We start from the raw sequence: 16,086 nt of genomic DNA, 5'->3' as shown, positions 1-16,086 counted from the left end.
TCGTGAGCAAAACAAAAACTTGGCCTGTGGAAACGGCGCCACGTATATTTGCTGTTCGATCCGTTGACGCATACGCATGCCTACACAATTTGGAGCACCACGATCATGGTCCGTCGGCATCCTGGTCTTTTCTCGTTGACGATACTGGCTGTCGCCGTCGTATCGCTCGCTCTTTCCGGTTGCGGCCGGAAGACAACGACCCCTTCAGATTCCCTCAACGTCAAGAACACGTGGAAAAAGTTCGATACGCCGCCCGGAGCAGATCCGAGCGTACCGGACTCCCTCGGTGGCGCGGGATTCGAAAAGATCGCCGAAGGTATGGGATTCGTGACCTATGTGCCGACCGACGAAGACATCAAGCTCGTCTCCGATCCGAATGCGAAGACCGGTGGTCAGATATCCTATACGGAAAGCTCGTTCCCGAACACGTTCCGTCCGTATGGCCAGGGTTCCACGACGGTCAACACGCAGGATATTGCCGCCATTTGTTATGAGACACTGATCTCGCAGCATCCTATCACGCTGGACTATGCTCCCGGCATCGCGACGCACTGGAAGATCGGCACCGACAAGAAGACGTTCACCTTCCGTATCGATCCGAACGCACGTTTCGCCGACGGCAAGCCGGTGACGGCAGAAGACGTGGTGGCGACGTGGAAGCTGCTCGTCGATCCGTCCATCCTCGAACCAGCGCTCAACCTCGTCTACGGCAAGTTCGAGACGCCCGTCGCGAAGTCGAAGTACATCGTCGAAGTGAAGGCCAAGACCGTCAACTTCCGTGACCTCCTGTATTTCGGTACGGGGATGTTCATCCTGCCGTCGCACGAGATCGGCAATCTCACGGGCAAGGAATTCCTCGAGAAGTACAACATGAACATGCCGTCCGGCTCGGGCGAATACATCGCCCTCGAGTCCGACATCAAGGCCGGCCAGTCCTATGCAATGACGCGCCGTGACGACTACTGGGCCAAGGACTATCCCATGAACAAGGGTACCGGTAACTTCGATCGCATCAACGTTCTCGTGGTCAAGGACAATCCAATTCTCGAATACGAGAAGTTCAAGTCCGGTGAATCCGACATGTATCGGTTCAACATGATGACCACGGAGAAGTGGATCAACGATACCACGTACGATGCCCTCAAGAACGGCTGGGTTCTGCGCCGTCGTATGTATACGGACGGTCCGATGGGTACGCAGGGCGTCACCTTCAACATGCGCAAGCCGCCGTTCGACGACATCCGCATCCGCAAGGCCTTCCAGATGCTGTACAATCGTGCGGCCGTCGTCGAAAAGCTGCTGTACAACGACTACGAAATCTACAATACCTTCCAACCGAACACCGTATACGCCAACCCTTCCAACCCGCCCGTGCAGTACGATCCGGAGCAGGCGCAGAAGCTGCTGGCCGAAGCAGGATGGGCAACGCGTAACTCGGATGGTCTCCTTACCAAGAACGGCAAGCCGTTCGTGATCGAACTGCCGATCCAGAAGCCGCTGGAGCGCTTCCTGACGCCGTATCAGCAGGAACTCCGCAAGGCCGGTATCGATCTCAAGCTGAAGTTCATGGACTGGAACGCCATCCTCAAGAACGTCGACGAACGTAACTTCACGATCTTCGCCTACGGATACGGTGGCCTCGTCACCCCCAATCCCGAAACGTCGCTCCTCAGCAAGCTGGCCGACCAGAACGACAACAACAACATCCAGGGCTTCAAGAGCGCCCGCGTGGATCAGCTCTGCGCCGAATACGATTCGACGTTCGACATCAAGCATCAGATCGAAATCATCCGCGAGATCGACGGTCTGGCCTATCAGACCTACATGTCCAGCTTCTGGTGGAATCCCAAGGGGATCCGCGTAGCGCACTGGAACCGCTTCGGCATGCCGGAGTACGGTCTGCCCAGGTATGCCCAGCTCGCCTATGCCTATCGCACGATCGCCACGACGTGGTGGCACGATCCGGCCAAGCAGCAGGCCCTGGACGAAGCGCGCAAGAACAAGAGCGCTCTCGCCGATCCGAAGTCGGTCATCGAAATGAAGTTCTGGAAACAGTACAAACGCTAACACATGCTCCAGTACTTTATTCGGCGTCTGCTTCTGGCGATTCCGACGTTCCTTGGTTGTACGATCGTTGTCTTCTTCATCGTCCAGTACGCTCCCGGTGGCGCGTACGAGCAGCAACTGAATGCCCTGAAGAAGGGCAACGGCGCCGAGGGTGCGGGAAGTGCCCTCGGTACCGAGGGGATGGCGATTCCACCGAGTCAGCTCGAGGCATTGCAACGCTATCATCAGGTCAACGAACCGATCTGGAAGCGTTACCTCATCTGGCTCGGAACGTGGCCTCGCCCGGTCGACGACTACCAGGCCGCCATCGGCGAGCCGCGTAACGTCGGCGAAGGGCATCGCGTCATCGTCAAGAAGGACGCGACAGGCCAGCTCGCCGTCTTCGAATACGAGAACCAGAGCGTCAGACTCGACGAATGGCATATCGATCCGTCGAAGACGGCCAACAGCGTGTGGGTCTATCGACTCGAACGCAGTGGACTTCTCACGTTCGACTTCGGCCGGTCCTTCCAGTATCGCAAGCCCGTGACGGAACTGATCATGGACCGCATCCACGTATCGATGCAGTTCGGGCTGATCGGCTTCATCCTCAGCTACATCATCTGCTTCTACCTCGGTGTGCAGAAGGCGCTGCGCCATGGGAGCACGTTCGACGTCATTTCGTCGAGTGCCGTCTTCGTGGGTTATTCCATTCCGGGCTGGGCACTGGGCGCATTGCTGCTCGTCCTCCTTGGCGGCGGATCCTTCCTGCAGATATTCCCGACGGGCGGCTTCCAGTCCAACGACTATGATCAACTGTCGTTGATCGAAAAGATAGGGGACAGGCTCTGGTACTTCGTCCTTCCGACCATCGCCTATACCATCAGCGGCTTCGCGACGCTCACCATGCTCATGAAGAATTCGCTGCTGGACACGCTCGGACAGGACTTCATCCGTACCGCCTACGCCAAGGGTCTGCGCGAATCGCGCGTGATCTGGATGCACGGCATGCGCAACTCCATCATTCCGCTGATGGCCACGATCGGTAGCGTCATCTCCGTGCTGCTCGCCAGCAACTATCTCATCGAGGTTGCCTTCAACATCGACGGAATCGGCAAGCTGTCGTTCGAGGCCATCGTCTATCGCGATTCGAACGTCTTCTTCGCCTTCACCGTCATCAACGTCATCCTGACGCTGGTCGGTTCGATCATCTCAGACTTCATGCTTGCGCTGGTCGACCCGCGCATCCGCTTCCGGTAAGCTGCCATGAGTGCGACTCCATCCAAACCTCAAACCATCAACCAACGCCGCTGGCGCAAGTTCAAGACGTTGCGCCGAGGCTACTACTCGCTCATCATCCTGGCGGTCTCGTACCTCCTGTCGTTCCTTCTGCCGTTGGCCGTGAACAACAAGGCCCTCGTCGTCAGCTACGAAGGGGAGTGGTATTCGCCGGCGGGCCGCGACTTCATCGCCAGCATCATCCCCATCGAATCGTTGAAGCCATCGAGCTTCTTCAGTGGCACGACCTTCGGTATGACGGGGGAGAATGGCGAGTGCGACTACCGTGCACTCCAGGAACGCTTCGAGAAGCAGAACGGGGACAACTGGGTGCTGATGCCCCTCTATCCGTTCGGGCCCAACGAAGACTTCACGACGACCGGAAACGAGAAATTCCTCGAACCCTTCCAGGCCGACCCGAACGGACGTTCGCGGTGGCTCGGTACGGATGACCGGGGCCGCGATGTCCTGTCGCGCATGTCCTACGGTTTCAACGTATCACTGTCCTTCGCCCTGCTCGTGGCCATCCTCGAATACCTGATCGGCATTCCCATCGGCGCCCTCATGGGCTATATCGGAGGATGGTTCGACATGCTGATGCAGCGCTTCCTGGAAATATGGAGCTCGTTGCCGTTCCTCTTCCTGATCATCATCGCCGTCAGCTTCGTGGAGCCGACCTTCCTGCTCCTCACCGTCTTCCTCACCATCTTCGCGTGGATGGCCATCTGTACGCAGATGCGGGCACAGTTCTACCGCGAGAAGTCGAAGGACTACGTGGCGGCAGCGGTGTCGATCGGTGTTCCGACGCGCAAGATCCTCCTCAAGCACATCTTCCCGAATACGCTGGTACCCGTCATCACGTTCTTCCCGTTCGCTCTCGTGGCAGCCATCACAGCGCTCGTCAGCCTCGACTTCCTCGGCTTCGGACTCGCTCCGCCAACGCCGTCGTGGGGACAGATGATCGGTGTCGGCCTTCAGTACCTTACCAAGTACTGGCTCGTCATGGTTCCCATGGCGGCCATGTTCTTCACCCTCACGCTCGTCGTCTTCATCGGAGAAGGCGTTCGTGAGGCATTCGATCCGAAAGTATTCTCGCGTCTGCGCTAATGACACAGGAACCACTCGTCGAGGTCCGCGACCTCAAGACCTACTTCAATATCGAAGGCAACTGGGCGAAGGCCGTCGACGGCGTTTCGTTCGATGTCTTCAAGGGTGAAGTGCTCGGCATCGTGGGCGAATCGGGCTCCGGCAAGTCCGTTACGGCCCTGTCGCTCATGAAGCTGATTCCGGATCCTCCGGGACGCATCATGGGCGGTGAGATCAAGTACAAGGGCATGGACATCGTCAAGCTGTCCTATCAGGACATGTACAAGATCCGCGGCAAGGAGATCGCCATGATCTTCCAGGAGCCGATGACGTCGCTGAATCCCGTCTTCCGTGTCGGTATGCAGATCGCCGAAGTATTGCAGGCTCACGAGAAGCTGTCGGCGAAGGAAGCGCGCCTGCGCGCCATCGAGATGCTGCGTGCAGTGGGCATCCCCGATCCCGAGAAGCGTATCAACGACTATCCGCACCAGTTCTCCGGCGGTATGCGCCAGCGCGTGATGATCGCCATCGCCCTCGCATGCAATCCGGCCGTGCTGATCGCCGACGAGCCGACGACCGCACTCGACGTGACCATCCAGGCACAGATCCTGGAGCTGATGCTCGAACTCAAGACCCGCCGCAAGGAAGCGGCCATCGTGCTGATCACGCATGATCTTGCCGTGGTCGCCGAACTGTGCCATCGCGTCATCGTCATGTACGGCGGCAAGATCCAGGAAGTGGCGACGGTCCAGGACCTCTTCGACTCGCCGCTCCATCCATATACGAAGGGGCTGCTGAACTCCATTCCGCGTCCCGAGAAGGAACGTTCCAAGCACCAGCGTCTGCAGGCCATTCCAGGCAACGTCCCGAGTATCCAGAACCTTCCTGTCGGCTGCAAATTCTGCACGCGATGCGAAGTGAAGATCGCCAAGTGCGATACGGAAGAACCGCCGTTGCGTGAAATCGTCCCCGGCCATTCCGTCCGTTGCCATCTCGTAGAGCCTGCCGGAGTATCAGCATGAGCAAGCCGTTGCTTGAAATCAAGGACCTGAAAGTCTACTTCCCGGTATTCGGCGGTGTGTTCCAGCGCCGCGTGGCGGACGTCAAGGCGGTCGACGGCATCAGCTTCACGATCAATCGTGGTGAGACGCTCGGTCTGGTAGGGGAATCCGGTTGCGGCAAGACGACCGTCGGCCGCGCCATCGTCAATGTCCTTCGTCATGTGTCGCCGGACGTCACGCTCGGCGGCGAGATCAACTACTTCGCGGAAGACGGCACGAAGACGAACCTCCTGGAGCTGCGCGAGAAGGATCTGAAGTCCTTCAGGCAGAAGATCCAGATGATATTCCAGGATCCGTACTCGTCGCTCAACTCGCGTCTGTCCGTGCGCCAGATCGTGGGTGAGCCCCTCGAACTGCACAAGGCTTCGTCGATGTCGTCGAAGCAGATCGACGACAAGGTCGCATGGCTACTCGAGAAGGTAGGACTCCAACCCGAATACGCAGCACGCTTCCCGCATGAATTCTCCGGCGGACAACGCCAGCGTATCGGCATCGCACGTGCCCTGGCCACCAATCCCGACCTGATCGTCTGTGACGAACCGGTATCAGCTCTCGACGTGTCGGTGCAGGCCCAGGTCGTCAATCTCATGGACGACCTGCAGAAGGAATTCGGCCTGTCCTATCTCTTCATCGCTCACGACCTCTCCGTCGTCTACCACATCTCCCAGCGTATCGCCGTGATGTACCTCGGTAGCATGGTGGAGATCGGTTCGGCTGACGACGTCTATTTCGACCCGACGCATCCGTATACACGAGCACTCATCTCCGCAGTACCGGAGCCCGATCCGCATCGCAAGGACAAGCAACGCATCATGCTCGAAGGGGACATTCCGACACCGCTCAACAAACCGAGCGGTTGCAGCTTCCGGACGCGTTGTCCGATCGCAAGACCGGACTGCGCGAATGCGGTGCCTCCAATGCAGTCCAAGAAGAGCGGAGCGATCGTCGCCTGTCCATACGTGGAGTGATCCCGTGATCCTGCCCGTGAACCTCGTTCGTGGAGCGACGATACTGGCTCTTCTCCGTTCGTCGGCATCGCTCCGGGGGCAGGGAACATACCTTGTCCACGACAACGAGTCCTTGCGAATTCACGCGTTCCAGCATCGGGATCGGTGGCTTCGGCATCGCACGGGGAATGTCGGGCAACATCTGGCTCCGCAACTCGCAGAATCAGGACGTGTTCACACCTCGCCGATCGGTACAAGGTCACCATCGGTCGCGGCTTCGGCGATGAAGATCTGACCGCCAGCTTCCACGACGGAGACCTGGCGTACTACGGGGAAGGCGAGGACATTGCCGCAGAAACGGGATTTCCTCCCGGACTGCAGTTCAGACAGTCGTTGTACTCGTGGTCGCAAGGACCATTGACGAACGTCATCCTCGTCCGCACCTCCATTACCAATACGACGGCCTCTCTCTACCTTCCGGCGAAGGTATTCGAAGAAGCAGCAGTGACACGCGCCATCGCATTGGCCGAAGCGGCACGCACGGTCCTGTCGTCCATCGTCTCCATAAGCGATGAGAATATATCGTCCGTAACTATTTCCGGTATGGGCGTAGCCCCCAAGCCTATCCGTGGTGCATGGCGTATCGGCATCGACGACGACAGGGATGATCGCTGGAGGGTATCGATTCACGATGCGGCAGGCATCCTGCAGCCGACGGCTACCCACACCTTCGATACACCGTTCGCGGGGCCTTCCCTGCAACCCGGCGGGTACGTGGCGACGTTGCAGCGCCGCGCATCCGTCATACGGAAGATCGTCCTTGGCGTACCCTGACGTCCAGTCGGTGTGGCCAGCATCTCACACGATCATTTCATCGTTCTGATATCGAGGCGACGTCCACCGAGAACGGGGGAGACGAGGAAGCCCCGTTCACGTAGCTCGGCGAGCAGCCCCTTGCTACCCGGCAGATGTGCAGCGCCCACGGCGACGAAGACCGGCTTCGATCTCATGACTGCCTGCAGCCGGTCGGCCATACGCGCATTGCGGCGCGTGTTGATGGCCGCGGAGAACTGACCGTATGCGTCGAGTTCCTTCATCTGATCGTCGATGGACGAAAGATCTTCACCGATATAGGCCTTCAGCAGCGCCTTCGACGATGAATCCTGTTCACCCATGGATTTGACGAACTCCGTCAGCATCTCGTTCGGCATCGCGTCCAGCGCGGAAAGCTGTTCGTCCACCGTTTCAAGGCTCCGTCCATCAAGACCCCGTCGACGCGCTTCCGACCACAGGAATTCGTCCATTCCCTGATCGGCAGTCGTCTCCATTCCATCCAGGCTGAGCAGGGCCACGATGGCGGCGGGCTTCAGCATATCGGCCATGACGGCCATCGGTCCCAGCTTCTCCTTCAGCGCCTTCATGATCAGGTCATAGTCCGCGGGCGAGTACAGGTCCTTCAGCGTCTTCCCGCCCGGAATCATCATCGCGGAGGGATCGAGGGACGAGGCGGCCGAATCGAGATTCAGCTCCGCATAGAGATCCTTGCAACGTTGCATCAGGATCAGGATGGAGTCGCGCTGCATGAAGATCGACGAGTCGCGGACGTGAATCGTACCGAAGACGTAGGACTGCGTTCCGTCCGGAACCTGTACACGCCAGAGAAGACTCGGAGGTGTGGCCGCCTTCTTCATGCCCGTTCCGGCACAACCGATACAGATCGTACAGATCATCATCATCGAAAAGCGTAGCATCGTCATCCTGTGTCGTTCGTGGATGTTCCAATGAATGTGCGACCACTGCCGCGTACCGACGGGAAGGTACCCCTCATCGTTTCATGTGTTTCCACTGTTCGTACTGCGGAGCCAGGCCCACGTGTCCCGTGTCGATCTCCGTGACCGTATTCTGCAACGTCAGCTCCTTCGCATTCGCCGCCCAGAATACGACCGGCATTCGTTCTCCACCCCACGTACCGTTGCTGGTGGCATACGTCTCGTTGCTGAGCCCGGATACGTACATCATCAACGGGGCGGCGGCATTGTAGCGATACATCCGGACGGTCGAAAGACTGTCGAAGTCGAAGGATATTTCACCGCAGAGCTTGTCGCCCTGTGTGTACAGACGTTTCGTGACGTTACGACATCCTACCAGTTCATCTTCGAGCTTCGTACCTTCGAGATAGTCGGTCACCAGCTCGGCATAGTCCTTGAACGATATATCCTTGCCGTCATCCTTCGTCGACACGATGTTGTAGTAGGTGATCGTGCACTTGCCGGATTGTTCCCCCGTCATCGTAATCTTGTAGGATTTCTTTTCGACCGTCAGGCAACCGGTCAGGAAGATGGCGACGATCAGGACCATCGTCATAGTCGCCAGGACGCTGTTCATGTGACGTTCCTCGATATTAACAACATGCACCCCCCATGCCAAGATCGCAAAAAAGCCGCTGGATCACATTTCTCGTCACTGTTATCCTGCCCCTCTTCGCCATCCATGCACAGACGGACAAGGACAGGGCCCAGGTGGAAGCGCAGAAAGCCATCGACTACATGAACCGTAACCAGGCCGAGGCGGCCCTGGCTGCATGGGACAAGGCACTGGCGCTGGATCCGAAGAACATCCCGTTCCAGTACGAACGTGTCATTGCCATCGCCATGACGAAGAACTACAAACGCGCCATCGAACTTCTGGAGCCGATCTACAGGGATACGTCACTGCTCGATCGGGGCTATCAGCTCATGGGGAACTGTTACGACCTTCTCGACGATTCGTCTCGCTCCCTTCCATATTACCGTGAAGGGCTGAAGGCATATCCGAAGTCGGGACGTCTGCATTACGAACTCGGTGCCGCCGCCTTCATCGACGGCAACAGGAAGGAAGCCGTGGACTACTGGCTTAAGGGCACGCAGGTGGAACCGGCCTTCGCGACCAATTACTACTGGCTCTGCAAGGCCCACGTGGACCGTCCGGACAAGATCTGGGCCGTCCTCTACGGTGAGATATTCCTCATGGCCGAACGTTCTACCTATCGTACCCGCGAGATCAGCAAGCTACTCTTCGATACCTGGAACAGCGCCCTGGCGATCGGGGATTCCACCGATCCCATCAATCTCTGTTCGGACGCCCTGCTGAACCAGCCCAATCCGCGCGATGCCAGTGCGATGAACTTCCCCACGGCCTTCGAATACAACGTGGCCGTATCAGCACAGTACCTTTCGGCTCCGGGGCAGGGGAGGATTCCACGCCTCTCCATCGCCCAGCTCGTCAGCCTCAGGGCCCGCTTCATCCGCTCGTGGGTGAAGGCAGGCTATCTCGAGAAATATCCCAACGACCTCCTGCAATGGCAGAACACCGTGCTTGAAGGCGGGTGGATCAACGAATACTTCTGGTGGCTGTATTCATGGGGCGACAAGCAGGAGATGAACGACTACTTCGTCAGGAACGAGCAGCGCTACGATACCTTCCTGGCCTGGTTCGGCGCACGGGCCGTGGACTTCAGCAAACCGATTTGCGTGGGACTGGGTTGCCCATGACCTGCGGTCTGCGTACTTTTGTGGCTCGATAATCCCAGCAACCATTCCGTCCAGACCCAACATGGAAATCTTCCTCGTCATCCTCTGCGTGATCATGTCGATCTTCCTCATCGGCGCGGTGCTGATCCAACCCGGCAAAGCCGACATGGTCTCCGGTATGGGTGGCCTCGGTGGTCAGATGAACAACCTGTTCGGCGTTCGACAAGGCCGTAACGTTCTCCAGAACGTCACGATCGGTCTCGCCGTCGCCATCATGCTGCTGTCCATCGTCATCAACAAGGTCTTCCTGCCCACGGGTACTGCCGAACGCGCACCTGTCACGCAGGGTGCCGAAATGCCCGTCGCCGTACCGAGCGCTCCCGCTCCCGGTCAGCAACCGCAACAACAGCAGCCCCAGCAGCAGCAACCCGCACAACAAGGCAAGTGACCAACGTCGACATGATGTTGAAAGGCGTTCCGTGTGAACGCCTTTTTCGTATCCGCCAATTCCATCCTACGGTGTTACCATGGCACGCGTGATCGGTTCCGCGATCAACCACGACTTCACGTACGAAAAGAACTACGACGCCAACCGTCAGATCATGCGGGTGATCGACGCCAAGGGTGAACGAGAGATGCTCGGTGGGGGCAAGAAGGCCATCGAACGGCATCGTGCCAAGGGCAAGCTCACCGCACGCGAGCGTATCCATATGCTTCTCGACGAGAACTCCGGCTTCCTCGAAGTGGGCCTGTTCGCCGCCCATGGTATGTACGAAGAAGAAGGCGGCGCACCGTCCGCCGGTGTCGTCACTGGGGTAGGGGTCGTGAGCGGCCGTGAATGCATGATCGTTGCCAATGATGCCACTGTCAAGGCAGGTGCCTGGTTCCCGATGACGGCGAAGAAGAACATGCGTGCCCAGGAAATCGCCCTGGAGAACAGACTGCCCATCATCTATCTCGTTGACTCCGCAGGTGTCTATCTGCCGATGCAGGACGAAATATTTCCAGACAAGGAACACTTCGGCAGGCAGTTCCGCAACAACGCCATGCTCTCGGCCCTCGGAGTGCCGCAGATCGCCGCGATCATGGGTCCGTGCGTCGCCGGTGGAGCCTATCTGCCTATCATGAGCGACGAAGCGTTGATCGTGGAAGGTACGGGCAGCGTCTTCCTTGCAGGCCCGGCCCTCGTCGAGGCCGCCATCGGCGAGAAGACGGATATCGAGCCGCTCGGCGGCGCCACGATGCATTCGTCCATCAGCGGCGTTGTGGACTACAAGGTCGCCAACGACGAAGAAGCGATCCGCACGATCCGTTCGCTCGTGGACAAGTTCGCACCGTCGAAGGGCAGGAAGGCCGTGTTCTCACGGACCGAGCCCGTGGCCCCGCTTCACGATGCGGACGAGATCTACGGCATCATGCCGGACGTACGCAGTAAGCCCTATGATACGCACCAGTTGCTGGCGCGTCTGCTCGACGGAAGTGAATTCGACGAGTACAAGGCCGACTACGGCAAGACCATCGTCTGCGGCTATGGCCGTATCGACGGCTGGGCCGTCGGCATCGTCGCGAACAATCGCGAGATCGTGCGCTCCGCGAAGGGGGAGATGCAGGTTGGCGGTGTGATCTATTCCGACAGCGCCGACAAGGCCGCGCGCTTCATCCTGAACTGCAACCAGCGCCGTATTCCCCTCGTCTTCCTGCAGGACGTCACCGGCTTCATGGTCGGTACGCGCGCCGAGCAAGGGGGCATCATCAAGGACGGTGCAAAGCTCGTCAATGCGGTTGCCAACAGTATCGTACCGAAGTTCACCATCATCCTGGGCAACAGCTACGGTGCGGGTAACTATGCCATGTGCGGCAAAGCCTACGATCCGCGCTTCATCTATGCCTGGCCTACGGCCCAGATCGCCGTCATGGGTGGTGCACAGGCCTCGAAGACACTGCTGACCATCCGGCTGGCCGCTCTCGAAAAGCAGGGACAACAGCTCGACGAAGCAGGACGGAAGGCCATGCTCGACGAGATACAGAAGAAATACGACGAGACGACGACACCGATCCACGCAGCTTCGCGCCTGTGGGTCGATGGCATCATCTCACCCACCGACACACGTGCCGTCATCTCGCGCGGTATCGCCGTGGCCTCCCATAACGACGATCTCCCGGACATGAAGAACGGCGTCTTCCAGGTTTGACGCCGATACGGTTCGATACGCTGACGTTGAAACGGAGACATCCGTGGCATATACGATCTCGGAACGACTGACCGATCGACTGAAGTTCGCTCACGATGCGAGCCTGTACCGGCTCGTGCCCAGGGCAGTGGTACAGCCGCGTTCCGCGGACGACGTACGGGAACTGCTGCTGCAATGCGGCCGTACAGGACAGCACCTGACCTTCAGGGCCGCAGGCACGAGTCTCAGCGGCCAGGCCGTCACCGACGGAATCCTCGTGGATCTCTCCCAGCACTTCAAACGCTGCGCCGTTGAAGACGACGGCCGGCTCCTTCGTGTGGAACCGGGCGTACGCGGAGGTATGGCCAATGCCGTCCTGCGCTCGTACGGACGGAAGATCGGTCCGGATCCCGCATCGATCATGGCCTGCATGATCGGCGGCATCGTGGCGAACAATGCCAGCGGCATGTGCTGCGGCACGGAACAGAACTCCTACCACACCATCGACAGTCTGACGTACATGCTTGCCGATGGCACACGCATCCGTACTGCCGATCCGGATGCCGATGCCGTGCTGAGGAAGGAAGCAGCCACTGTCCACGAAGGTATCGCTGCGTTGCGCGATGAGATCCGTACGGATACGGCGATGACGGATCGTATACGAAGCAAGTATCGCATCAAGAATACCGTCGGGTATTCGCTCAATGCCTTTCTCGACGAGGACGAGCCAGCACGCATCCTCGGCCGTCTGATGGTGGGATCGGAAGGAACGCTCGGCTTCATCGAGGAAGTCGTCTTCCGTACCGTCGCCGACCCGCGGCACAAGATCACGTCCATTCTGCTCTTCGCCGATCTCGACGATGCCTGTGCTGCCATCACACCTCTGCGCGATGCGGGAGCGGCGGCGGTGGAGCTGATGGACGATGCTTCGCTCTTCAGCATACGCAGGCTCGCAGACGTTCCCGATGCCGTTCGCGGCGCGGAACGGGGCAACGCAGCGTTACTCGTCGAATTCATGGCGGAGACGGAGTCCGAAGCATCGACGTCGATGACGACAGCACGGGAGCTCACGGCGAACCTTCCTCTTCGACGCCCTGCCGAATGGACGACCGACCCTGCGATCCAGGCTTCGTACTGGAAGGTCCGCAAAGGCCTCATGCCGTCGATCGGCGCCATGCGTCCTGCCGGGACGACGATGATCAACGAGGACATTGCGGTCCCTCCCATCCATCTCGCGGACCTCGTACGCGCTGTGCATGCAGCGTTCGACCGGCATGGGTACAGGGAAGCCATCATCTTCGGTCATGCCAAGGACGGCAACATCCACTTCGTCGTCAATCAGCGCTTCGAGACCGCGGACGATGTGAACCAGTATCGTCGGTTCATGGAAGACATCGCCCGCATCGTCGTGAACGATTACGGTGGATCGTTGAAAGCCGAGCACGGCACCGGACGCAACATGACGCCATTCGTGGAAATGGAATGGGGTACGCAGGCCTACGGTCTCATGTGGCGGTTGAAGAAACTCGTCGATCCACGCCACATCCTGAATCCCGGTGTCATCCTCGACACCGATGCCGACGCCTACGTCCGGAACATCAAGCCCGTACCTTCAGTGGATCCCGAAACGGACCGCTGCATCGAATGCGGATTCTGCGAGCATGTATGCCCGAGCAGGGAAGTCACGCTCACGCCCCGTCAGCGCATCGTCCTGCGTCGCGAGGAAGTCATCGAACCCGCATTGCGCGGCCCGATACGACGAGCTTATCGCTACGATGGGATCGATACGTGCGCCACGGACGGAATGTGCGCAACCGTATGTCCGGTCGGTATCGATACGGGATCGATGATCAAGCGTCTGCGTGGCGAACGCGCGGGTAGTGGAATCACGATGCGGTTCCTCGCACGGAACTTCGACATCGTCGATGCCGCATCGCGCATCGCCCAGACCATCGCTCACGGCACGGCCGCAGCCATCGGCGCCGACGCCGTGGAGTCCATGACGGCAGCGATCAACTCCGACTATCGCGGCTTCCCCACGTGGCATCGTCATCTCGGTCGTCCGACGCCGATCGGTTCCGGGGAACCGACGACCGTCGACATCTGGCTCATGCCGGCCTGTGGTTCGAGGTGGATGGGAACGCGGGAAGACCGTACCTCCCTCGTCGATCTCCACATCGAGCTGGCACGGCGCGCCGGTCTGCGTGCAGCCGTCGTACCCGGATGCACGACCATGTGCTGCGGCCAGGTATTCTCCTCACGCGGTCATGACGATGCCGCATCCATCGTGGCGGAACGCACGATGGAACGTCTGTCGGTACTGTCCGATGGCAGGATTCCCGTCGTCGTCGACGCCAGCACCTGTGCGGCCACCATCGAGGGGATGACGTCGGAGCACGACGTCGACCTCCTCGATCCCATACGCTTTCTCGCGACGTACATCCTGCCCACCATCGCGATCACGGAACCTCTCGACCGTGTCGTCCTGCATCCGGGATGCGGTACGGCCCATCTCGGTGCCGGTGGGCTCATGCGGTCCATCGCCGCGCGTTGCGCACGTAACGTCGTGATCCCGACGTCAAGCACGTGCTGCGGTATGGCAGGCGACAGAGGATTGCACTATCCCGAGCTCGTGAAAAGTGCCATTGCGGAAATGAGCAGGGAGATCGATGCCATCGACGGTGGGATCGACGGATACTATGGCGTCAATGTCACATGCGAAGCCGCCCTTCATCACCATACGGGACGTCACTTCGAACCGCTCGCAGCCCTCGTGGAACGTGTGACCCGTCAGGAACGGAATACCTGATTCTTCCACACGACGGTCCGTCTGGTGACCAGAATGGGCAGCATGATTTCCGTGAGCAGCAGGAGGGACACGGAGGGTACGATCCAGGGCAGCAGGCCGTATCTCTTCAGACGAACGGCAGAATAGGCGATCAGCGTGGAATCTCCGATGATCCGCAGTGCGAAGAAGACCAGGAGCCACATCCACTGTGCCGTGATGATGGAGACGAGGATACCCGTCCATACGGCCAGACTCGAGATGACGAAGAGCGCGGCACGTCCACCGAGAGCCATACCACCGCGGGCCCACCGCTGGCGCTGCCGGAAGTATTCGCCGAGGGTCGATACGGGCAGGGTTTCCACCGTGGCCATCGGTTCGCAGAGATACCGCACATGCCATCCGGCATTATGAACGGTCTGCAGGAGGGCCAGGTCTTCCGTCACACTGAACGGAATGTTCCCGTACCCACCGAGATCCTTGTACAGGCTCGCACGTATGCCGAGATCGTTACCGAAGCATCCGAGGGGCACACCATTGTTGATACCACTGCGTGCCATGGTCTGGGTATACGTCCATTCCACATCCTGGACGTGATCCAGCACCGAGATGCACCGTATCGTCGTCATACCGGCGGTCATTCCTACGGTGGGATCGCGGAAGGGCTCCGTCATGGAGCGGACCCACGATGGATGAGGAAGACAGTCGGCGTCCGTCATCAGGAAGACATCGCCATGCGCCGAATCGAACCCCTGCTGCAGGGCGCCGGGCTTGCCCTTCAGATTCGCATGGACGTCTGCCTCGGTGCGATGCAGGGCATGGATCATGGGATAGCGGGCAGCGAAATCGTCGAGAATGGCTGCCGTACCATCGGTCGAACGATCATCGACGACGATGACTTCGAGCTTGTCGGCAGGGTAATCGCTGCTTACGAGGGCCATCAGACAACGTTCCAGGTTCCGTTCCTCGTCCCGCGCGGGAACGATGACGCTGACATGGAGATGGTCGTTGGTGGCAGGTGAAAGCGGAGGTCGCTTGAGGGCCCCTCGCCAGAAGAATATCAGGCGGGCCAGATACAGGCCGGAACAGAGGAATAGAACCGGAAGGATCATGCAGCGTAATGTTTACGTAGGTTTGTGACCCGAAATTACTTCGAATAATTGACGTGCCCCATGACGAAACATTCATCAATGATGTTCGTCA

Annotated in this window: 13 protein-coding genes; 10 read left to right on the top strand and 3 right to left on the bottom strand. The window is 59.1% G+C overall.

Annotated elements, in window-relative coordinates:
- Positions 1 to 48: 48 nt before the first annotated feature.
- From BGO89_02525 to BGO89_02500, 6 genes are all read left to right on the top strand, one after another.
- Entirely contained in the window at positions 49 to 2,067 is a 2,019-nt protein-coding gene (locus tag BGO89_02525; protein ID OJX59312.1) for a hypothetical protein, read from the top strand.
- Between the two features lie 3 nt (positions 2,068 to 2,070).
- Positions 2,071 to 3,306 carry a hypothetical protein gene (locus BGO89_02520; protein ID OJX59311.1) on the top strand — a complete coding sequence of 412 codons (1,236 nt, stop codon included), beginning with the start codon at positions 2,071 to 2,073 and terminating at the stop codon, positions 3,304 to 3,306.
- Positions 3,307 to 3,312: 6 nt separating this feature from the next.
- Positions 3,313 to 4,431: a hypothetical protein gene (locus BGO89_02515; protein OJX59310.1), complete on the top strand. Its 1,119-nt coding sequence runs from the start codon at positions 3,313 to 3,315 to the stop codon at positions 4,429 to 4,431.
- On the top strand, positions 4,431 to 5,432 hold the full coding sequence (locus BGO89_02510) for a dipeptide/oligopeptide/nickel ABC transporter ATP-binding protein (GenBank protein ID OJX59309.1): 1,002 nt from the start codon (positions 4,431 to 4,433) through the stop codon (positions 5,430 to 5,432). The genes BGO89_02515 and BGO89_02510 overlap by 1 nt, the downstream gene beginning before the upstream one ends.
- Positions 5,429 to 6,439 carry a peptide ABC transporter substrate-binding protein gene (locus BGO89_02505; GenBank protein OJX59308.1) on the top strand — a complete coding sequence of 337 codons (1,011 nt, stop codon included), beginning with the start codon at positions 5,429 to 5,431 and terminating at the stop codon, positions 6,437 to 6,439. Before BGO89_02510 ends, BGO89_02505 begins: the two co-directional genes overlap by 4 nt.
- 144 nt (positions 6,440 to 6,583) lie before the next feature.
- Positions 6,584 to 7,252 (top strand): hypothetical protein, encoded by a 669-nt coding sequence (locus tag BGO89_02500; GenBank protein OJX59307.1) that lies wholly within the window; start codon positions 6,584 to 6,586, stop codon positions 7,250 to 7,252.
- Positions 7,253 to 7,284: 32 nt separating this feature from the next.
- Here BGO89_02500 and BGO89_02495 read toward each other — a convergent pair whose 3' ends face one another.
- Together BGO89_02495 and BGO89_02490 are read right to left on the bottom strand one after the other, a co-directional pair.
- The gene (locus BGO89_02495; protein OJX59306.1) at positions 7,285 to 8,175 is read right to left on the bottom strand and encodes a hypothetical protein; all 891 of its coding nucleotides are present in this window, start codon (positions 8,173 to 8,175) and stop codon (positions 7,285 to 7,287) included.
- Positions 8,176 to 8,242: 67 nt separating this feature from the next.
- Positions 8,243 to 8,803, bottom strand: coding sequence for a hypothetical protein (locus tag BGO89_02490; protein OJX59305.1), 561 nt, complete (start codon positions 8,801 to 8,803; stop codon positions 8,243 to 8,245).
- Positions 8,804 to 8,838: 35 nt separating this feature from the next.
- Here BGO89_02490 and BGO89_02485 point away from each other — a divergent pair, with 35 nt between their 5' ends.
- The 4 genes from BGO89_02485 (at position 8,839) to BGO89_02470 (ending at position 14,907) form a co-directional block, all read left to right on the top strand.
- Positions 8,839 to 9,948 (top strand): hypothetical protein, encoded by a 1,110-nt coding sequence (locus BGO89_02485; protein OJX59304.1) that lies wholly within the window; start codon positions 8,839 to 8,841, stop codon positions 9,946 to 9,948.
- 61 nt (positions 9,949 to 10,009) lie between these two features.
- Positions 10,010 to 10,375, top strand: a complete 366-nt coding sequence (locus BGO89_02480) for a preprotein translocase subunit SecG (protein OJX59303.1) — start codon at positions 10,010 to 10,012, stop codon at positions 10,373 to 10,375.
- A gap of 79 nt (positions 10,376 to 10,454) precedes the next feature.
- Positions 10,455 to 12,119: a methylcrotonoyl-CoA carboxylase gene (locus tag BGO89_02475; GenBank protein OJX59302.1), complete on the top strand. Its 1,665-nt coding sequence runs from the start codon at positions 10,455 to 10,457 to the stop codon at positions 12,117 to 12,119.
- 43 nt (positions 12,120 to 12,162) lie between these two features.
- Positions 12,163 to 14,907, top strand: a complete 2,745-nt coding sequence (locus BGO89_02470; protein OJX59301.1) for a hypothetical protein — start codon at positions 12,163 to 12,165, stop codon at positions 14,905 to 14,907.
- Here the strand turns inward: BGO89_02470 and BGO89_02465 are convergent.
- The gene (locus BGO89_02465) at positions 14,889 to 15,995 is read right to left on the bottom strand and encodes a hypothetical protein (protein OJX59300.1); all 1,107 of its coding nucleotides are present in this window, start codon (positions 15,993 to 15,995) and stop codon (positions 14,889 to 14,891) included. The genes BGO89_02470 and BGO89_02465 overlap by 19 nt on opposite strands.
- Positions 15,996 to 16,086: the final 91 nt, after the last annotated feature.

The sequence above is a fragment of the Candidatus Kapaibacterium thiocyanatum genome (genome assembly GCA_001899175.1).
In the GTDB taxonomy this organism is placed as follows: domain Bacteria; phylum Bacteroidota; class Ignavibacteria; order Kapaibacteriales; family Kapaibacteriaceae; genus Kapaibacterium; species Kapaibacterium thiocyanatum.
This window is presented reverse-complemented; position numbering and strand designations above follow the sequence as displayed.